16 protein-coding genes are annotated in these 18,868 nt (G+C 70.5%); 15 read left to right on the top strand and 1 reads right to left on the bottom strand.

Annotated elements, in window-relative coordinates; genetic code table 11:
* The first annotated feature begins 277 nt into the window (after positions 1-277).
* The 9 genes from ACQPWU_RS54875 to ACQPWU_RS54835 all read left to right on the top strand — a co-directional run bounded on the left by ACQPWU_RS54875 (position 278) and on the right by ACQPWU_RS54835 (position 10,889).
* On the top strand, positions 278-1,222 hold the full coding sequence (locus ACQPWU_RS54875; protein ID WP_433435050.1) for a pectate lyase family protein: 945 nt from the start codon (positions 278-280) through the stop codon (positions 1,220-1,222).
* A 184-nt stretch (positions 1,223-1,406) separates the two neighbouring features.
* On the top strand, positions 1,407-2,084 hold the full coding sequence (locus ACQPWU_RS54870; protein ID WP_433435049.1) for an HAD family hydrolase: 678 nt from the start codon (positions 1,407-1,409) through the stop codon (positions 2,082-2,084).
* Positions 2,081-2,539, top strand: a complete 459-nt coding sequence (locus ACQPWU_RS54865) for a DMT family transporter (protein WP_433435048.1) — start codon at positions 2,081-2,083, stop codon at positions 2,537-2,539. The genes ACQPWU_RS54870 and ACQPWU_RS54865 overlap by 4 nt, the downstream gene beginning before the upstream one ends.
* A 3-nt stretch (positions 2,540-2,542) precedes the next feature.
* Positions 2,543-4,162 carry a questin oxidase family protein gene (locus ACQPWU_RS54860; protein WP_433435047.1) on the top strand — a complete coding sequence of 540 codons (1,620 nt, stop codon included), beginning with the start codon at positions 2,543-2,545 and terminating at the stop codon, positions 4,160-4,162.
* A gap of 11 nt (positions 4,163-4,173) precedes the next feature.
* On the top strand, positions 4,174-4,827 hold the full coding sequence (gene upp, locus ACQPWU_RS54855) for a uracil phosphoribosyltransferase (RefSeq protein WP_433435046.1): 654 nt from the start codon (positions 4,174-4,176) through the stop codon (positions 4,825-4,827).
* Positions 4,824-8,585: an amino acid adenylation domain-containing protein gene (locus ACQPWU_RS54850; RefSeq protein ID WP_433435045.1), complete on the top strand. Its 3,762-nt coding sequence runs from the start codon at positions 4,824-4,826 to the stop codon at positions 8,583-8,585. Before upp ends, ACQPWU_RS54850 begins: the two co-directional genes overlap by 4 nt.
* 3 nt (positions 8,586-8,588) lie before the next feature.
* Positions 8,589-8,816, top strand: a complete 228-nt coding sequence (locus ACQPWU_RS54845; protein WP_433435044.1) for a tautomerase family protein — start codon at positions 8,589-8,591, stop codon at positions 8,814-8,816.
* Complete coding sequence (locus ACQPWU_RS54840) at positions 8,813-9,748, top strand: pseudouridine-5'-phosphate glycosidase (protein ID WP_433435043.1); 936 nt, start codon at positions 8,813-8,815, stop codon at positions 9,746-9,748. The genes ACQPWU_RS54845 and ACQPWU_RS54840 overlap by 4 nt, the downstream gene beginning before the upstream one ends.
* Position 9,749: 1 nt before the next feature.
* Positions 9,750-10,889: an LLM class flavin-dependent oxidoreductase gene (locus ACQPWU_RS54835; RefSeq protein ID WP_433435042.1), complete on the top strand. Its 1,140-nt coding sequence runs from the start codon at positions 9,750-9,752 to the stop codon at positions 10,887-10,889.
* 41 nt (positions 10,890-10,930) lie between these two features.
* Here ACQPWU_RS54835 and ACQPWU_RS54830 read toward each other — a convergent pair whose 3' ends face one another.
* Positions 10,931-11,758 (bottom strand): nitroreductase family protein, encoded by an 828-nt coding sequence (locus ACQPWU_RS54830; RefSeq protein ID WP_433435041.1) that lies wholly within the window; start codon positions 11,756-11,758, stop codon positions 10,931-10,933.
* 99 nt (positions 11,759-11,857) lie between these two features.
* Here ACQPWU_RS54830 and ACQPWU_RS54825 point away from each other — a divergent pair, with 99 nt between their 5' ends.
* Genes ACQPWU_RS54825 through ACQPWU_RS54800 form a run of 6 tightly spaced genes read left to right on the top strand, consistent with a single transcriptional unit; the run spans position 11,858 to position 18,864 of the window.
* Positions 11,858-13,045, top strand: coding sequence for an acyl-CoA dehydrogenase family protein (locus ACQPWU_RS54825; RefSeq protein WP_433435040.1), 1,188 nt, complete (start codon positions 11,858-11,860; stop codon positions 13,043-13,045).
* 12 nt (positions 13,046-13,057) lie between these two features.
* A complete protein-coding gene (locus ACQPWU_RS54820; protein ID WP_433435039.1) occupies positions 13,058-14,233 on the top strand; it encodes an acyl-CoA dehydrogenase family protein in 1,176 nt (391 codons plus the stop codon).
* Positions 14,230-15,267, top strand: coding sequence for a BMP family ABC transporter substrate-binding protein (locus ACQPWU_RS54815; protein ID WP_433435038.1), 1,038 nt, complete (start codon positions 14,230-14,232; stop codon positions 15,265-15,267). Before ACQPWU_RS54820 ends, ACQPWU_RS54815 begins: the two co-directional genes overlap by 4 nt.
* Complete coding sequence (locus ACQPWU_RS54810; RefSeq protein WP_433435037.1) at positions 15,267-16,844, top strand: ABC transporter ATP-binding protein; 1,578 nt, start codon at positions 15,267-15,269, stop codon at positions 16,842-16,844. Before ACQPWU_RS54815 ends, ACQPWU_RS54810 begins: the two co-directional genes overlap by 1 nt.
* Entirely contained in the window at positions 16,841-17,968 is a 1,128-nt protein-coding gene (locus tag ACQPWU_RS54805; protein ID WP_433435036.1) for an ABC transporter permease, read from the top strand. Before ACQPWU_RS54810 ends, ACQPWU_RS54805 begins: the two co-directional genes overlap by 4 nt.
* A complete protein-coding gene (locus ACQPWU_RS54800; RefSeq protein WP_433435035.1) occupies positions 17,956-18,864 on the top strand; it encodes an ABC transporter permease in 909 nt (302 codons plus the stop codon). The genes ACQPWU_RS54805 and ACQPWU_RS54800 overlap by 13 nt, the downstream gene beginning before the upstream one ends.
* The last annotated feature ends 4 nt before the right edge of the window (positions 18,865-18,868 follow it).

Here is an 18,868-nt window from a genome sequence, read left to right as displayed (position 1 = left end):
CTGGAGCACCAACATCGCAGCCGACTGGGCTTCCGCGCCGCCGGACACGCTTGTCCACACTGCCGAAGATCGTAAATTTCCGACATGAAAGTTTCACTTGGAGAAAGTGGCACTGTTAGCCGTTGGCCAGCGGCGATGCCTTTTCGGCGGGGATGGCGCCCCTCCCTGGCATTGACGGCAGGAAAGCGCTTTCCTACCGTTGCGGTCGTTCGGTCATGTGTGTCCCGTTCGCAAATGTGAACGGAAAACGACCTACGAGCACGGGAGGAGTACAGAGATGCAACGCACCTCCAAACTGATCGGCGGACTGACCGCCGCGATCACCGGGCTGGCCGGGCTGGCCATCACCACGCAGCCCGCCTCGGCCGACACCGCCCTGGTCGGATGGGCCACTCAAGGCGGCGGCACCACGGGCGGCGGCAGCGCGGCCACGACGACGGTGAACTCGTCCTCTGCCCTGTCCAGCGCCCTCTCATCCGGTTCGGCCGCGGTGATCAGGGTGTCGGGGACGATCTCCTGCTCCGGCATGCTCCGCGTGGCCTCGAACAAGACCGTCATCGGCAACTCGGGCGCGGTGATCGCCGGCTGCGGCTTCAACGTCTCCAACGCGGCCAACGTCATCATCCGCAACCTCACCTTCCGCAACTGGAACGACGACGGCATCAACGTCCAGTACTCCACGCGGGTGTGGATCGACCACAACTCCTTCAGCAACGGCTACGACGGGGCGGTGGACGTCAAGCGCGCCAGCGACTACGTCACCGTCTCCTGGAACAGGTTCTCGAGCCACGACAAGACCATGCTGCTCGGCCACAGCGACAGCAACGGCGGCGAGGACCGCGGCCACCTGAGGGTGAGCTACCACCACAACTGGTTCGACGGCACCAATCAGCGCCACCCAAGGGTGCGCTTCGGCAACCCGGTGCACGTGTACAACAACTACTACGCCAACATCGGCAGCTACGGTGTGGCGTCCACGTGCGAGGCGGGCGTCCTCGTCGAGGGCAACTACTTCGAGAACACCAAGGACCCGTTCCACCGTGGCGAGGGCAGCTCTCCCGCGGGCAACCTCGTCGCCCGCAACAACTACTTCGTCAACTCCGGCAGCGGCAGCGCCGGAGGCAGCGTCGGCTCGATCCCGTACTCCTATCCCCTGGACACCCCGTCCAGCGTCAAGTCGATCGTGACCGGCGGCGCGGGCGCGGGCCGCATCAGCATCTGACCCCACTCGCCAGCGGCCTCCCCGGGATCCTCCACACCCGGGGAGGCCGCTCTCATGTTCGGGAATGCGCCGCGTCCAGAAATCCCCATAAAACCCACTTGATTTGTAGAAAATACGAGCTTACGTTTGAGCTCCGACACACATGGCCCCTACAGGCTCCCTCTCCGAAGCCCGAAAGGAAGTCATGCGCCACCTGACCGTCTTCGACCTCGACGGCACGCTCGTCGACACTCCCCGCGCCATCGTGGAGACCTTCACCGCCGCGTTCGGCGCCCTGGGCATCGCCCCTCCGGACGCCTCGGCCATCCGCGCGACGATCGGGCTCCCGCTCGGACAGGCCTTCGGCGCGCTGCTCGGCCTCCCGGCGGACGACGAGCTGGTTGCGTCCGGCGTGCGCCGGTACCAGATCCACTTCAAGGAGATCATCCTGCCCCGAGCTCCCGAGCTGATGTTCCCCGGCGTCACCGAAGGGCTCGACGAGCTGCGCGGTCTGGGGATCACCCTCGCCGTCGCGACGAGCAAGGTCCACGCCAGCGCCGACGCGCTGCTGAGGTCGGCGGGCCTGCGCGATCTCTTCGCCCTGGTCGTGGGCGCGGACCAGGTCGCCCATCCCAAACCCCACCCGGAGTCGGGGCGGCTGATCCTGCGGACCCTCGGCGTCCCGGCCGAAAGCGCGGTCATGGTCGGCGACACCGTGCACGACCTGCACATGGCGCGGGCCGCCGGCATGCGGTCGATCGCCGTCACGTACGGCGTCCACGGCCCCAGGGAGCTGGCCGAGGCCCGGCCCACCTGGATCGCGGACACGTTCGACGACGTCGTGGGCCTCCTGCGGGCCGCGCCCAAGGGGCTGGCGGGATGACCAGGCGCGCGGTCGACTGGCTGCTCGCGCTCGCGGGCGGCGTGCTCCTGACCCTGATGACGTCGTCCAACGCCGTGCTCGCCCGCCACACCGACGCGGTGTACGCCTCCTGGGCCGCCCACGGGCTCGGGGCACTGGTGGCCCTGGTCCTGGTGCTGGCCGTCCGCCGCACACCCAAGCCATCGGGCGACGACGAAGGCAGGACGCCGTTCTGGTACCACCTCGGCGGCATCCCCGGCGCGTTCGTCGTCATCATCTCCGCCGTCGCCGTGAACAGCGAGCTGGCCCTCGGCGGGACCGTCGCGCTGATGCTGGCGGGGCAGATCGTCTTCGGCACCGTGTCCGACCACCTGGGCCTGCTGCGCATCCCCAAGCGCCGCGTCACCGCCACGGACCTGCTGGTCGCCGGGTGCGTGCTCGCGGGCAGCGCGCTGATCGTGCTCGGCGGAGCGTGACCGGTGCTCTTCTCCATCCTGCTGGCGCTGCTCAACGGGGCGCTCATCGGCACGAGCCGCGCGATCAACGGCCAGCTCAGCACCAGGAAGGGCGCCTTCGGGGCCTCCGTCTGGAACCACGTGGTGGGCTTCGTCTTCCTCACGGCGGTCCTGCTCGTCCTGCATACCTGGCCGGACGCGTCGGACGTGCCACTCGCCGCCTACGTGGGCGGGGTGTTCGGGGCCCTCTTCGTCGCGGTCAACAGCTACGTGTTCCCCCGGCTCGGCGCGATGAACGCCGCCGTGCTCGTCATCAGCGGCCAGGTGCTCTCCGCCGTCGCGATCGACTGCGTCCAGCAGCGGTCGCTGCCCGCGCCGGTCAGGCTCGCGGGGGTCGCGCTCGTGCTCCTGGGGCTGTGCCTGCCCCGGCTGACATCCCAGCGAGGAAAGAAAGGAGACCCGGCGTTGTCCGAACGCGAACTGATCGACGATCTGCTCGACGACCGGACGTACCACATCGAGTTCAACGGTCATCTCACCAACCACGCCAAGCACGCGGTCGTCGCCCTGGCCGGCCTCGGCGTCCCGGCCCGCGACATCAAGGCCTACTACGACGACTACGCGAAGCTGACCTCGTACGGGTACGGCCTGGAGCCGCCCAAGCCAGACCGGCACACCATCACGGAGGAGAACTGGCGGCGCCACCTCGGGCAGCGCACCAGCTTCTGGTCCTACTGCGACTTCTTCGACCAGCGGGAAAGAGAGCTCGGCCTCGACGAGGTCCTCCGCCGTTACGTGCCCGAGCTGCTGCCCGGCTGGACGGGCGCGTTCACGCACGCCACCATCCACCTGGGCTGGGCGCTCGACGTGGGGCACCGCTGGATGGCCATCGAGGGGCTGGCGTACATGGCCTTCTCGTACGCCACATGCCATCCCGAGCGGGCACTGCCGAGCACGGGCAAGGACGCCTCTCCCGCGGACTCGCTGCTGCGCCTGGCCGCCGAGTGGGAGGAGCGCCGCGACGAGCTCGCGCACTGGGTCGCGGAGACCCTGGCCGACACGTCCCCCGTCGACCGCGGCGAGATCCACCCGGAGCTCCTGCGTTCGGGCCTGCAGTTCCGCATCGCCCGCACGCTGAGCGAAGGACATCCCCTCTTCTATGACACACCCGCCTGGGTCGAGGGCTCCGACGACGTCTGGGAGCCGCTGTACTACGCGGTGACCCTCCTCTACCTGTCGCAGCCGGCCGACTTCGTGCTCCTCCACCTGATCACCTCGCTGCACGCGATGGAGCAGATCGCCCTGCGCCTGCCGGAGGACGTGCGGCGGGACGCGGTGCGCTGCTTCTGGATCGGACTCCTCGGCACGGTCTTCTCCGGCGGCGGCTTCCCGCGTCGCGCGAAGCTCGCGGCGCTGCACGAGCTCTTCGCGCACGCCGTGGACGGCGGCTCGAAGGAGGAGGACTGGAGCACGATCGTCAGCCGGGCCGTGATCGAGGAGGAAGAGCACAACCCGAAGCTCGTCCACGTCCTGCGACGGGTGTGGGCGCGCAGCGGCCGTCGCGCCGTCTTCCGCGTCGCCGCCGGTCAGTTCACCGCCACGCCCGATCTACCGCCCAGCTTCGAAGAGCCACCCACCGCGTGACAGGACAAGACATGGGAAACGTCCATCTTCTTCCACAGACCCGTCAATTACGCGCCTTACACACGGTCGTCCGGGACCGGCACGCCCCGCTCGACGACTTCGTGCGGCACTCCCGCCGCATCATCCGCCTCCTCCTGGAGGCCGGTCTGGACCAGCTCCCCTTCGCCGACCACGCCGTGACGACGCCCGTCGGGGCGACCTACCAAGGGCTCAAACCGGCCGGAAAGATCTGCGGTGTCGCCGTGATCAGGGCCGGCGAGAGCATGGAGGCCGAGCTACGCGACCTCTACCCGGGCATCCGCATCGGCAAGATCCTCATCCAGCGCGACAAGCAGACCAAGCTCCCGCACCTGTACTACTCCCACCTGCCCGGTGACATCGCCGACGGCCACGTGCTGCTCCTGGAGCCGATGCTGGCCACCGGAGGGTCGGCGAACGCGGCCATCGACGTGCTGCTCAAAGCCGGCGTGCGCGAGGAGAACGTCGTGCTGATCGACTTCCTCGCCGCTCCGGAAGGCATCCGCGCGGTCCACGAGGCCCATCCGCACGTGAAGATCGTCGTCTCCTCGATCGAGGAGCGGCTCAACGACAACGCCTTCATGGTCCCCGGCATCGGCGACTTCGGCGACCGCTACTTCGGAACCACCGACTCGGGGGTGCGATGATCATCCTTCCCTCCGTCCCCGCCCCGGCGCTGCGCAGCCCCGTCGGCGTCGGGGCCTGCCTGCCCGACCTGCTGCTCCAGCAGGCGGAGAGCCGGCCCGACGCCATCGCGGTCACGGACGCCGGCCGGGGCCTCACCTACCGGGAGCTCGTACGCGCGGCCGGCGGGCTGGCGGCCGCCCTCGGCGACCTGTCCATCGGCCCCGACGACCGCGTCGGCCTGTACGCGGAGTCCTCGGCGGACCTGGTGACAGGCGTCTGGGGGATCCTGCTGGCCGGGGCCGCGTACCTGCCGCTGTCTCCCGACTATCCCCGCGCCCGGCTGCGCTTCATGATCGAGGACAGCCGGACCACCGTCGTCGTCGCGCAGGACCACCTGGTCCGGGACCTGGCGCAGCTCGCACCGCCAGGAACCAAGATCGTCAGCCTCGCCGACACGGCCGCGGAACACGACTGGAGCCCGGACAGGGCCGCCTGGCGGCCCGGCTCCCTGGCCTACGTCATCTACACCTCGGGCAGCACGGGGACGCCGAAGGGCGTGATGATCGAGCATCACAGCATCGCGTCACAGATGCGCTGGCTGCACACGTGCGGGCATGTCGGCCCGCACACCACGGTCCTGCAGAAGACCCCCATGAGCTTCGACGCCGCCCAGTGGGAGATCCTGGCTCCCGCGCTCGGCAGCAGGATCGTGACGTCCCCGCCGGGCAGCCACCGTGACCCGCAGGCCCTCATCGAGACCATGGTCGCGTACGAGGTCACGACCCTGCAGTGCGTGCCCACGCTGCTCCGGGCGCTCATCGACACCGAGGAGCTACGCCGCTGCACGGCGCTGACCCGGGTCTTCTCCGGTGGCGAGGCGCTGAGCCGGGAGCTGGCCCGCGACTTCTTCGCCGAGCTGCCGGGCGCGTCGTTGATCAACCTGTACGGCCCCACCGAGTGCACCATCAACGCGACCGCTCACGTAGTGGACCCCGAGGCGATCGGCGACGGCGGGGGCACGCTGCCGATCGGCGTGCCGGTGGACAACACCCACTGCTTTGTCCTCGACAAGAGCCTCGCCCCGGTGGACATCGGGGAGACCGGGGAGCTGTTCATCGGCGGCGCCCAGCTGGCGCGCGGCTATCTGCACCGGCCCGAGGAGACCAGGCAGAGGTTCATCCCCTCACCGTTCATCCCGACCCAGCGGCTCTACCGCACCGGCGACCTGGCCTACTGGAACCCGGACGGCACCATCCAGTTCGCCGGCCGAGCGGACAACCAGGTCAAATTACGCGGCCACCGCATCGAGCTGGACGAGGTGGCCCTGGCCGTCGAGCGGCACCCCTGGGTGCGCCGGGCGTCCGCGGTAGTCGTGGACGACGACAGGACGGGCTCTCAGCAGCTGGTGGTGTGCGCCGAGCTGGATCCGAGGGAGGCGGCCCTGATGGACCAGGGCCACCAGGCGAGCCACCACCGCTCCAAGGCCAGCCGGTTCCAGGTGCGGGCGCAGCTCGCCAACGCCGCCGTACGGAGCGCCGAGGGCCGCCGCACGGTGCCGCTGCCCGGACGGCGGGAGACCGCGGAGCAGCGACGTGCGGCCTTCGCCCGCAAGACCTACCGCTTCTACGAGGGAGAGCAGGTCACTCGCACTGATCTGCTCTCGCTCCTCACCCCTCGATCGGCCGACGCGCGGAGCCGGGATCTCGACGCGCTCGACCTGGCCGGGCTGGGGGAGATCCTGCGGTGGTTCGGCCAGTTCCACAGCGATCAGCGGCTGCTGCCCAAGTACGCCTACGCCTCTCCCGGCGCCCTGTACGCGACCCAGCTCTACCTGGAGACCGGCGGCGTGGCCGGTCTCGCGCCGGGCGTGTACTACTACCACCCGATCGACCACGCCCTGATCCGCATCGGACCGGCCCGCCTGCGCGGCCTGCTGGTGCACCTGTCCGGCAGGAAAGACGCGATCGAGCCGGTGTACCGGGAGAACGTCCACGAGGTGCTGGAGTTCGAGGCCGGCCACATGGTCGGCGTCTTCGAGGACGTCCTTCCGGGGTACGGCCTCGGCATCCGCCCGCTGGACCGGCTCGCCTCCGTGAAGGACCGGCTGGATGTGGCGGCCGATGACCACTATGTGGGCACCTTCGAGATCGGCCCGTACGACGGCGTGCCGCGTACCGACCCCGTCGAGATCTACGTGCAGGCGCATCCGGGGCGGGTGGCGGGCCTCCCGGCCGGCCAGTACCGCTACCTCGAGGGCGCGCTGGAGCGGATCTCGGACGAGCTCGTCCAGCGCCGGCACGTCGTCGCCATCAACCAGCAGGTGTACGACAGGGCGGCCTTCGGCATCACCGCGGCCGGCCGGGGCGGCCCGCCCTGGCTCGCGTACGTCGCGCTGGGCGCCAAGGTCCACCACCTGCAGCGCAACGGCCTCGGCATCGGCCTCATGTCCTCCGGATACAGCTCGAAAAGCGGCGATCCGATGCCTGCCGCGCGGGAAGTGGACGCCATCCTGGCCGGCAGCGGGATCGCCCCGCCCGACGCGACGTACTTCGTGCTCGGCGGCAGGGTCAGCGCCGAGCAGATACGCGGCGAGGACATGCGCGAGGACGCGGTCCACATGAAGGGCCCCGCGGAGCTCATCAAGGACGAGCTGGGCCGCATGCTGCCCGGCTACATGCTGCCCAACCGGGTCCTCGTCGTGGAGAGACTGCCGCTCACGGCCAGCGGCAAGGTGGACGGTCTCGCCCTGAGGTCGCTTACGGACCTGCGGCCGGACGGTCCCTTCACGCCACCGGCGACCCCGGCCGAGCGGTGGCTGGCCGAAGCGTGGGGGAAGGCGCTGAGGTACGAGCGCGTGTCGGCGTCGGACGAGTTCTTCGCCTGCGGGGGCAACTCCCTGACCGCGGTGGCGCTGGTCAACCGGATCAACCGGGAGTTCGGGACGCGGCTGCCGTTCCAGGCGCTGTTCGAGTCTCCGCGGCTGGCCGACCTGGCGGCGCGCATCGACGGCGGGCGGCGCGAGCGGTCCTCACGGCTGGCACCTCTGAAGAGCGGGACCGGCCGGCCCGTGTTCTGCTGGCCGGGGCTGGGCGGCTATCCCATGAACCTGCGGCCACTGGCTCACGCGAGCCCCCTCGACCGGCCGTTCTACGGCGTCCAGGCGTACGGGCTCAACCCCGGCGAGACGCCCCACCCGACGATCGGGGAGACGGCCGCCGCCGATCTGGCCGAGATCCGGCGAGTCCAGCCCGGCGGCCCCTACACGTTGTGGGGCTACTCCTTCGGCGCCCGGGTCGCCTTCGAGGCCGCCTGGCAGCTCGAGCAGTCAGGCGAGAAGGTGTCCGAACTCGTCCTGATCTGCCCGGGTAACCCGAAGATCGGGGAGAGCCGCGCACGCCAGGCGTCGTACTCCGACCCGGTCTACGCCACGATCCTGCTGTCCGTCTTCACCGGCGGGGTCGGCGATCCTCCGCGGGTGCGTGACGAGGACGGTTTCGTCGCCCTGGTCCGCGAGCTCCTGCCCGATCTGGACGAGCCGCTGGTGCGGCGGATCATCCGGTTGGTCGGCCGGACCTACGAGTTCGAGTACACCTTCCGCGAGCTGGTCGAGCGTCGGCTGAGCGCGCCGGTGACCGTCCTCAAGGCGGCCGGGGACGACTACTCGTTCATCGACGCCCACCTCGGCGAGGCGACCGTGATCCAGCTGGCCGGCGATCACTACGGAGTGCTCAAGGAGCCCGCGGAACTCGCGGGCGCCATCCCCACGAAGGAGTCATGACAAATGCCTCATGTCACCATCCAGCACTTCCCCAAGGACCTCACACCCAAGGAGAAGCAGGTGCTGGCGGACAGGCTCACCGCGGTCATAGTGGAGCAGCTCGGCACGTACGAGGGTGCCGTGTCGATCGCGCTCGAACCGGTGGACCCGGCCGACTGGGACGCGACGGTCCACCAGCCGCAGATCTCCGGCCGCGGCCACCTGCTGATCAAGGCCCCGGAGTACAGGTGACGGGCATCCCGCTGGTCGTCGCCGACGAGGTCGCCCAGGCGCTGGCGGACGGCAGGGCGGTGGTGGCCCTGGAGTCGAACGTCATCACGCACGGGCTGCCGTACCCGGACAACGCCGCCACCGCGTACAAGGTCGAGGGCGCGGTGAGGGGCGGAGGAGCCGTGCCGGCGACGATCGGCGTGGACGGGGGGCGGCTCCTCATCGGCATGAGCGAGGCGGACATCGAACGGTTCGCCTCGACGCCCGGCATCCCCAAGGTCAGCAGCAGGGACCTGCCCATCGTGCTGGCGAGGGGCGGGCCGGGTGCCACCACCGTCGCCTCCTCGCTCGTCGCCGCCGAACTGGCGGGCATCCCGTTCTTCGCGTCCGCGGGCATCGGCGGCGTGCATCGGGGCGCGGAGACGACGATGGACATCTCCTCCGACCTCGTCCAGTTCACCCGGTCGAAGGTGGCGGTCGTCTGTGCGGGGGCGAAGAACATCCTCGACCTGAACCTGACCATGGAATACCTGGAGACCCAGTGCGTGCCGCTGGTGTCGTACCGGTCGGACGACTTCCCGGCCTTCTACTGCGCCTCGAGCGGCATCCGCAGCCCGCACCGCATCGACGACGCCGACCTCGTCGCCCGCGTCGTCGAGAACCACTGGGCGGCGGGCAACGACAGCGCCGTCGTCATCACCACCCCGCACCGCGCCGAGGACGCCGTGGACAGCGAGGTGGCCGAGGCGGCGGTGCGGAAGGCGCTGGTCGCCGCCGAGCGGGACGGCGTCAAGGGCAACGCGATCACGAAGTACCTCCTGCGGGCCGTGGACGAGATCACCGGCGGGCGTACCGCCCAGGCCAACATGGCCGTGCTCATCAGCACGGCCGAGGTCGGGGGAGAGCTCGCCGCCGCACACGCCCGCCACCGCCGATCCGGAAGGGAACATTGACATGCCCGTGGAGTTCCTCGGCATCGCCTACACGAACGACTCCTCGGAGACCACCGCGCGCTCCGGGCTCTCCTTCGACAAGGACTACACGCTCCGGCTGGCCCGCGCGCACGAGGACAACGGCTGGGACCGGGTCCTGTTCGCCTACGGCTCCAACACGCCCATCCCCACCCCGGCCGCCGCGTACCTGGCCTCGAAGCTGGACCGGCTGCACCTCCTCCTCGCGCACCGGCCGAACGTCTCCTACCCCACGTACGCCGCGCGGTCGTTCGCGACCGTGGACCACATCAGCGACGGACGGCTGACCATCCACTTCATCACCGGCGGCAACGATCACGAGCAGCGCCGCGAGGGCGACACGCTCACCAAGGACCAGCGTTACAGCCGCACCCGCGAGTACATCCAGATCGTCAAGAAAGTCTGGACCAGCACAGAGCCGTTCGACCACCAAGGCGAGCACTACCGCTTCGACGACTTCGTCAGTGACATCTTCCCCGTGCAGAAGCCGCATCCGGGAATCTCCTTCGGCGGCTCCTCGCCCGCCGCCTACGCCGCGGGCGGCGCGGAGGCCGATATCTACTGCCTGTGGGGTGAGCCGCTCGCCGACACCGCCCAGCAGATCGAGTCGGTGTGGGCCGCGGCGCGCGCGGCCGGGCGCAGCGACCTGCCGCGCATCCAGGCGGCCTTCCGCCCGATCATCGCGCCCACCGAGGAACTGGCCTGGGAGAAGGCTCACCGTACGGTCGCCGCCATTCGCGAGCGTCGCGCGAAGGGGCGGGAGGCGCCGCGCGGCCACAAGCCGGACGGCCCCGAGAACACCGGCGCACAGCGGCTGATCGCCATCGCCGCCAAGGGTGAGCGCTTCGACCGTGCCCTGTGGACGCCCACGTCCGCCGCCACCGGCGGAGAGGGCAACTCCAACGCCCTGGTCGGCACCCCTGAGACTGTGGCGCGGGCCCTGCTCGACTACTACGACCTCGGCGTGGACATCATCTCCGCGCGCGGCTACGACCTGCTCGGCGACGCCGCGGACTTCGGCCGGTACGTCATCCCCATCATCAGGGAGGAGGTGGCCAAGCGGGACCGCGAGGGCGCGGAACGCGGCCCGCACCTGCTGCAGAAGATCCTCGCAGGCATCTAGCCCCGCCTGCCCCGGACCGCCCGGCCGGGGCAGGCGGCGGGTCACCTGAGAGGGAAGCCCTGACGATGGAACGAGTCGCGGATGGTGTGGCGGCCGTCGAGGCCGCCCTTGTCCGCGATGCGCCAGGCGAGGCGGTCCAGCACCCAGTCGGCGGGCCGCTCCTGCTCGGTGTAGTAGCGCCCGATCCGCTCGCGGTAGTCGGTGATGGCGGCGGGGTCCGGCGGGGTGTAGGTCTCCTGGTGGAGTACGACGTCCTGCCCGAGCCGGGGTTTGACGTCGGCGGGATCGTCGGGGTGGGGCACGCCGATCGCCAGGCCGAAGAGCGGGAACGTCCATTCGGGCAGCTCGAGCTCGGCGCAGACCTCGTCGACGCGGTTGCGCAGCGCGCCCACGAAGGTGATGCCGTAGCCGAGGGACTCCGCGGCGACGGCGGCGTTCTGGGCCGCGAGCGCCACGTCGAGGATGCTGGAGATGGTGCTGTCGAGGTAGTTCGCCCCCGCGGCCGGAAGGCCGTGCTCCCGGGCGATCGACACCGATCGCGACCAGTCGGCGACCCACACCAGGAACGCGCCCGCGTCGCGCACCAGTTGCTGATCGCCCGCGTACGTGGCCAGCCGATCGCGCCTGGCCGCGTCCCTGACGCTGACGACGCTGGTGAACTGGAAGTTCGCCGAGGTGGAAGCCGATTGCGCCGCCGCCACGATGAGACGGACGACCTTCTCGTCCAGGGGCTGCGGGAGGAAGGTCCTGACGGTCCGATGGTTCAGCAGCAGCTCGACCACGCCGTTCTCGAGGCCGTCGGCAACGTGTTCCGCCACGCCGAAGCGCCGCCGGAGCAGGTCGCCCACCGTTCGCCGATCTTCTGGCATTGAAACCTCTCTCAAGTACACCTTGCATCAATCTGGAAAATGATCGATCCTTCTAAAGCTGTACTTTAGATCAGCCGGTTCGTCATGGGGAGATCCGAGATGGCTTCCAACACACCTCCGACCACAGCCGAAGCGGCCCTGGAGGCCGCCCGCCGGATCGGCGCCGAGCTGGCGCCCGGCGCCGCCGGCCGGGACGCGCGGGTCGAGCCGCCGGCCGACGCGCTCGCGGCCATCGCGAAGAGCGGGCTGCTCGGCGTCTCGGTCCCCCGTGAACTCGGGGGGACGGGCCTGTCGAACGCCGAGCTGCTCGAGGTCGTCAGGATCCTCGCGGTCGCCGATTCATCCGTGGCTCAGACCCTGCTCCCGCACTTCGTGCTGCTCGGCGCGGTTGTCGGGCTGGCCTCCGACGAGCTGCGCGAGCGCGTGCTGCGCGACGTCCTCGCCGGCGGACTGATCGGGAACGCCACCTCGGAGCGCGGCACCAAGCACGCCTGGGATCCGCGGACGACAGCGCGCGCGGACGGCGGCGAGGTCGTGGTGAACGGGCGCAAGTACTACGCCACCGGCGCGCTCAGCGCCACCTGGATCTCCGTGCTCGCGAAGGACGAGGAGGGCCGGCTCGTCACGGTGTTCGTCCCGCGTGACGCCAAGGGGCTGGAGCTGTCCGGCGACTGGACCTCCTTCGGCCAGCGGGCGACGGTCAGCGGCAGCGCCGTGCTGAACGACGTGCGCGTCGACGCCTCTCACGTGGTGCCGCTCTATCGGGCGTTCGAGGGCCCCACCGTGGGCGGTGCCTTCGACCAGCTCATCCACATCGCGATCGACGTCGGCATCGCCCGCGCGGCGCTGGAGGACGGCGCCGCCTTCATCCGCGACCACAGCCGGCCCTGGTTCGAGTCCACCGTCGAGCGCGTCACCGACGAGCAGAGCGTGCTCGTCCGGTTCGGCCAGATCGCCGGCCGCGTGCTCGTGACCGAGCTCGCACTCGCCAGGGCCGCCCAATTGCTCGACGAGGTCGTCGCCGCCGGGCCGGACGATCACAACACCGCGCTGCTGTCCGCCCACGTGGCCGCCGTGAAGACGCAGGCGGCCCAGGTGGCGGTGCAGACCTCCAACGACGTCTTCGAGCTCGCCGGGACCCGCGCCACCGACGCCGCGTACGGGCTCGACCGCCACTGGCGCAACGCCAGGACGCACACACTCCACGATCCGGTCCGCTGGAAGGAGTTCCACCTCGGGAACTTCCTGCTCAACGACGTCCGCCCGCCGCGCAACCCGCTCAACTGAAGGGCCGCCGACGTGACCTCGAACCTCGACAAGATCAGAGCAGTGATCGAGAGCCTCCACGACGGCGCCGCCGGGCGCGACCGGGACCGGGAGCTCCCCGTCGACGAGCTCCAGGAGCTGGTCAGGGCCGGCATCGGCGCGCTGCGGGTGCCGGAGGAGCACGGCGGGTCCGGCCTCCCCGTCAGCGTCCTGGCAGAGATCCTCATCGAGCTCGCCGCTGCCGACTCCAACCTCGCCCAGATCCTCCGTGGCCACCTGGGGCTCGTCGAGCTGCTCCGGCTGTGGCCCGCCGGGGCCGGGCGCGACCGGCTGCTCCGCTCTGCGGCGGCGGGGGAGTTCTTCGGGCCGGCGGGGGCCGAGCGGACCGGCGCCGACCTGCGTACCCTGTCCGCGCGCCTCGACGCGGACGGCGACGCCCTCTTCCTGAGCGGCGAGAAGTACTACACCACCGGCAGCCTGTTCGCCGACCGGCTCAACGTGCTCGTCCCCTATCGGGACGGGTACGCCTCGGCCGTCGTCCCGAGGAACGCGCCGGGCGTCAGCGTGATCGACGACTGGGACGGCTTCGGGCAGAGACTGACCGCCAGCGGGACGGCCACCTTCGAGCGGGTGCCCGTCGATCCGGAGCTGCTGTTCCCGCACGACGATCCGGCGGCGAACGACTACGTGGACGCGTTCTACCAGTTCGTGCACTCGGCGACGCAGGCGGGAATCGTCCAGCGGCTGGCCGACGACCTGTCCGCGCTGGTCCGTGAGCGTAAGCGCAGCTATCCCCTGGCATCCACCCAGACGCCCAGCGCGGACCCGCAGGTGCTCGCGCTGGTCGGGCAGGTGCACAGCCACGCCTTCGCCGCGCGGGCGGCCGTGCTGTCGCTGGCCGGCGGCCTCGGCGGCTGGGCGGACGCCGAGGCACGCGACCGGGCCGCTCTCGACCGGGCGGTCGTCCAGTCCGCGGCGGCTCAGGTGCTCAACACGAGGCTCGCCGGTGAGGCGTCCTGGACCTTCTTCGACGCGGCCAGCGCCTCGGCCGTCAAGGGCTCGCTGAACCTCGATCGTCACTGGCGGAACGCACGCACGATCTCGTCTCACAACCCGGCGATCTACAAGGCCGCCCTCATCGGCGAGTACGCCGTCAACGGCACCCTCCCCGGCGGCTTCTTGAACTCCCACCGCGAAGGAAGATCATGAAGAACGGCAGGTCAGGGATCGCCGTCTCCGTCGCGCTGTCGCTGCTGCTCAGCGGATGCGGTGCGGCGGCCCGGCCGTCCAAGGGCTCGGGCGGTCCCGAGTTCGTCTACATCACCGACGCGCCCATCGGCGTGAACCAGTTCCTCGAGCTGGGCAAGACCGGCACGCGGGACGCCGCCAAGGCGCTGGGCGGCACCGCCAGGACGTTCGAGAGCGCCGACACCGACCAGTCCCGCCGCTCCAACATCGAGGCCGCCATCGCGGCCCGGCCCAAGGCCATCGTGCTGATCACGTTCGAGTTCGACGACCTGTCGGTGGAGTACGCCAAGGCGAATCCCGATCAGCAGTTCGTCCTGATCGATTCGTGCCCGGACGGCGCCGTCCCGGCCAACCTGCGATGCGGGGTCTTCAAGGAGTACGAGGCCTCCTACCTGCTGGGCGTGGAGGCGGGGCTGCTCACCAAGAGCAACCGCGTCGGGACGGTGGCGGCGATCGACATCCCGTTCTTCCACCGCTGGTCCAACTCGTTTGCGCTGGGTGCGAAGAGCGTCAACGCCAAGGTCTCCGACCAGCAGTTGTTCGTCGGCGGCGACAATCCCGTCGGGGATCCGGCACGGGCCAAGGAGCTGGCGCTGACCATCACCCAGGCAGGGGCCGACCAGGTCTTCGCCGTGACCGGCGGCGGCAACGGCGGCGTGTTCGAGGCGGCCAAGGAGTCGGAGGCGCTGGCCTACGGCGTCGACGTCAACCAGTGCCCGCAGGCGCCGGGACGCATCGTGGACAACGCGATCAAGCGGATCGACGTCGTGGTGAAGGACCTGCTCACGGGCATCGTCAAGGGTGAGCCGGGCGGGGTGAGCACGGCGTACGGGCTGGCCGAGAACGGGTCCACGGTGACGAGCCTCAGTGACGGCGCAGCCGCCAGCCAGTGCGCGATCATGAAATATCCGGACATCTTGGCGAAGGTTCGGCAGGCGCGCGACAAGATCGTCAGCGGCGAGGTCGTCGTGCCCGACCCGGTGAAGGCCGGTTGATGGTCCACCTGGAGCTTCAGGGCATCACGAAGAGGTTCCCCGGAGTCCTCGCCAACGACGCGATCTCCCTGACCGTGCCCGCGGGGCAGGTGCACGCGCTCATCGGCGAGAACGGCGCGGGGAAGTCCACCCTGATGTCGATCCTGTACGGGCTCGTCCGGCCAGACTCGGGCCGCATCCTGCTCGACGGCGTGGAGCGGTCGTTCGCCTCGTCGCAGGACGCCATCCGCGCGGGCCTCGGCATGGTGTTCCAGTCGTTCAAGCTCTTCGAGGAGCTCACCGTCGTCGAGAACGTGGTCTTCGGAGCCGAGCCACGGCGGGGCCGGCTCCTTGGGCGAGGCTGGTTCCTCGACCGCGGGGCGGCCGAGCGCACGGTCGAGGAGATCTCCCGTACGTTCGGGTTCGACCTGCCGCTCCGCCGCCGGGTGAGCGATCTCCCCGTCGGCGTGCTGCAGCGGGTCGAGATCGTCAAGGCGCTCTACCGCGAGGCCGAGGTGCTGATCCTCGACGAGCCCACCGCGGTGCTCACGCCGCAGGAGGCCGAGGCGCTGTTCGCGGTGCTGCGCTCCCTGGCCGTCGCCGGCAAGTCCGTCATCTTCATCACTCACAAGCTCGACGAGGTGATGGCGGTGGCGGACCGGGTCACCGTGCTCAGGGACGGCCGCGTGGTCGCCACCCACGACGTCGCGCGGACGTCGCCGCGCGAGATCTCCGCGGAGATGATCGGGCGGGAGGTCGAGCCCCGGGAGCGGCGGGCGGGCCGGGAAGGCGGCCCTGTCGTGCTGGAGGTCGACTCGCTCAGCGTGAGAGCCGGAGGGCGGAGCCTGCTCGACGACGTCTCGCTCCGGGTCCACGGCGGAGAGATCGTGGGGGTGGCCGGCGTGGCCGGCAACGGGCAGGACGTGCTGGCCGCCGCCCTCGCCGGCCACACCCCCGTCGCGAGCGGGACGATCACGCTGCTCGGCCAGGACGTCACACGGGTGGGCAACGCCCGGCGCCGTGCCGCCGGGCTCAGCCACATTCCCGAGGACCGCAACCGGTCCGGGACCGCGGCGCAGGGCGACGCCGTCGTCAACCTCGGCATCGGCTACCACCGTGCCCCTCCGCTGCTCGAAGCCGGGCTGCTGCGCCCACGCGCGCTCCGGGCCCACGCGGAGCGCCTGATCGACCGGTTCGGCGTGAAGATCACCTCACCTTCCACACCGGTGGGCACGCTGTCGGGCGGGAACGCGCAGAAGCTCGTGGTGGCCCGCGAGCTGGGGCGCGAGACCCGGTTCCTGCTGGCCGAGCAGCCCACCCGGGGCGTCGACATCGGCTCGATCGAGGCCATCCACGCCGAGCTCGACGCGTACCGGCGGCGAGGTGGTGCGATCCTGCTCGTCTCCAGCGAGCTCACCGAGATACGTAGCCTTTGCGACCGCGTCGTCGTCATGTTCGAGGGGCGCGTCATGGCCGACCTGGCGACCGGCACGGTCAGTGACGCCGACCTCGGCCTGCTCATGGCCGGCCGCCACCCCGTCGCCGATCAGGTGGAGGAGCAGCCGGCCTTCGTCGACCAGTTCGGGGAGCGGTCGTGAGGGAGCGGCTCAAGGCGCGCGGGGCCGACGTCGTCCTGGCCGACGGCACCGTGGCCGCGGCGGGCCTCACCGTTGTGATCGTCGCGGCCCTGCTCCTCGCGTCCGGATACGACCCGGTCGCCGTCTACGTGACGATGGTCGGGGGCTCCCTGAACGGGGCCGGACTGGTGTCCACGCTCCAGCAGGCGATCCCCGTCATCGGACTGACCCTGGCGCTGAGCTTCTCGTTCCGCGCGGGCGTCTTCAACCTGGGCGGCGAGGGGCAGTTCGTGATCGGGGGATGTGTCGGCGCGGTCGTGGCGCTCAGCCTTCCTGGGCCGGGAATCGTGGTCATCGCCGCATCTCTGGCCGCGGCCGCGCTGGCCGGGGCCGTATGGGGCGCGATCCCCGCACTGCTCCAGGAGCACCTCGACGCGCCGATCTTCGTGACCAGCCTCCTGCTGAACTACCCGGCGATCGCCATGACCTCCTATGCCGTCAAGACCTGGCTGAAAGACCCGGGCAGTTCCCTGATGGCCACGCCGCGCGTCGCGGAGAGCCGCCAGATCGGGCCGCTCATCTCCGCCGACTCCGGGCCGGGGCAGACCATCGCCCAGATGTTCGGCTCGGACAGCGCCGCGGCCCTGATCACGTCGGGCCTCAGCCGGTCGGTGCTGGTGGTGGCGGCCATCTTCCTGCTCACCGTCTTCGTCGACACGCGCCTGCCCATCGGGCTCGAGGCGCGCGTACTCGGACTGAATCCGCAGCTCGCCAGGCATGCCGGGGTGGACGTCGCCCGCGTCATCCGCGTGCACATGCTCATCGGCGGCGCGATCACCGGCGTGGTCGGCACGCTCGTCGTCCTGAGCAGCCACTACCGGTTCATCGACGGCGCGCTGGACGGCACCGGCTACGCCGTCACCGCACTCCTGGTCGTGCTGCTCGGCCGGAGCCGGCCGTGGGGTGTCGTGCTCGCGGGCTTCCTCTTCAGCGCCCTGATCGTGGGCGGCCAGGCGATGGAGCGGGAGTACGGTCTGTCGTCCTACCTGTCCATCATCATCCAGGCGCTCGTGATCTTCCTGGTGACGCTGCGCCTCCTCCGCCGATTCCCGCGATGGGTCTGGAGCACGCGATGGAAGTCCTGACCGAGCTGCTGTCGCCGGGGACGCTGGCCTCGTTGACGCGTGCGCTGATCCCGCTGCTGCTGCTGGGCATGAGCGGGCTGCTGTGCCATCGGGTCGGCGTGTTCAACATCGCGCTCGAAGGCTTCATGCTGATGGGCGCCTTCGCCGCCGTGGCCGCGAGCGCCATCACGGGCCTGCCCTATGTCGGGGTGGCCGCGGCTGGGCTGAGCGGCGGGGTGGTCGCCACGGCGTTCGCGATCGGCACGGTCTGGCGGCGCGGCGACCCGATGGTCCTCGGCATCGCCGTCAACCTGCTGGTCTCGGGGCTGACGACGTACCTGCTCTGGGCGGTGTTCGGCGTGCGCGGCACTTTCCAGACACCGGAGATCAGGCCCCTGCCGTCGCTCTTCGGCTCCGGCCTGCCGGTCGTGGGGCCGGCGCTGGCCACGCTGAGCGCCCTCGGCCTGCTCGCGCTCGCCGGCCTGCCCGCCATGCAGGTGTTCCTGAACAGGACGGTCTGGGGACTACGGCTGCGCGGCGTCGGCCTGGACGCGAGCGCCGCGGAGTCGCTCGGCGTCAACCCGCGTCGCCTCCGGTTCCTCGTGATCGCGTTCGCGGGCGTGCTGGGGGGCGTGGCGGGGGCGCAGCTGTCGCTCGGCTCGGTGGCGCTGTTCACGGAGAACATGTCGGCCGGCCGGGGCTGGGTGGTGGTGCTCGCTCTCCTGCTCACCAACGGCCGCGTCTGGCCGCTCGTCGGCGTGCTCGCCGTGTTCGCCCTGGCCGACGCCGTGGGGATCAGGCTCCAGACGTACGGCTTCCCGGTGCAGCTGTCCGACGCGGCGCCCTACCTCGCCACGCTCGCCGTGATCGTCGTCGTGGGCCTCCAACGGCGCAGGCGGCGCCGTCTCGCGGAGTGACGGA

The sequence above is a fragment of the Nonomuraea sp. CA-141351 genome (genome assembly GCF_050944675.1).
Lineage (GTDB): Bacteria > Actinomycetota > Actinomycetes > Streptosporangiales > Streptosporangiaceae > Nonomuraea.
Note: the sequence above shows the minus strand (reverse complement) of the source record. Positions and strands in the feature narration are given on the sequence as shown.

Coding starts and splice junctions, on each gene's coding strand:
- ACQPWU_RS54850 (WP_433435045.1), top strand. CDS start 4,824: ATGATCATCCTTCCCTCCGTCCCCGCCCCGGCGCTGCGCAGCCCCGTC.
- ACQPWU_RS54870 (WP_433435049.1), top strand. CDS start 1,407: ATGCGCCACCTGACCGTCTTCGACCTCGACGGCACGCTCGTCGACACT.
- ACQPWU_RS54815 (WP_433435038.1), top strand. CDS start 14,230: ATGAAGAACGGCAGGTCAGGGATCGCCGTCTCCGTCGCGCTGTCGCTG.
- ACQPWU_RS54825 (WP_433435040.1), top strand. CDS start 11,858: ATGGCTTCCAACACACCTCCGACCACAGCCGAAGCGGCCCTGGAGGCC.
- ACQPWU_RS54845 (WP_433435044.1), top strand. CDS start 8,589: ATGCCTCATGTCACCATCCAGCACTTCCCCAAGGACCTCACACCCAAG.
- ACQPWU_RS54830 (WP_433435041.1), bottom strand. CDS start 11,758: ATGCCAGAAGATCGGCGAACGGTGGGCGACCTGCTCCGGCGGCGCTTC.
- ACQPWU_RS54800 (WP_433435035.1), top strand. CDS start 17,956: ATGGAAGTCCTGACCGAGCTGCTGTCGCCGGGGACGCTGGCCTCGTTG.
- ACQPWU_RS54810 (WP_433435037.1), top strand. CDS start 15,267: ATGGTCCACCTGGAGCTTCAGGGCATCACGAAGAGGTTCCCCGGAGTC.
- ACQPWU_RS54865 (WP_433435048.1), top strand. CDS start 2,081: ATGACCAGGCGCGCGGTCGACTGGCTGCTCGCGCTCGCGGGCGGCGTG.
- ACQPWU_RS54835 (WP_433435042.1), top strand. CDS start 9,750: ATGCCCGTGGAGTTCCTCGGCATCGCCTACACGAACGACTCCTCGGAG.
- upp (WP_433435046.1), top strand. CDS start 4,174: ATGGGAAACGTCCATCTTCTTCCACAGACCCGTCAATTACGCGCCTTA.
- ACQPWU_RS54875 (WP_433435050.1), top strand. CDS start 278: ATGCAACGCACCTCCAAACTGATCGGCGGACTGACCGCCGCGATCACC.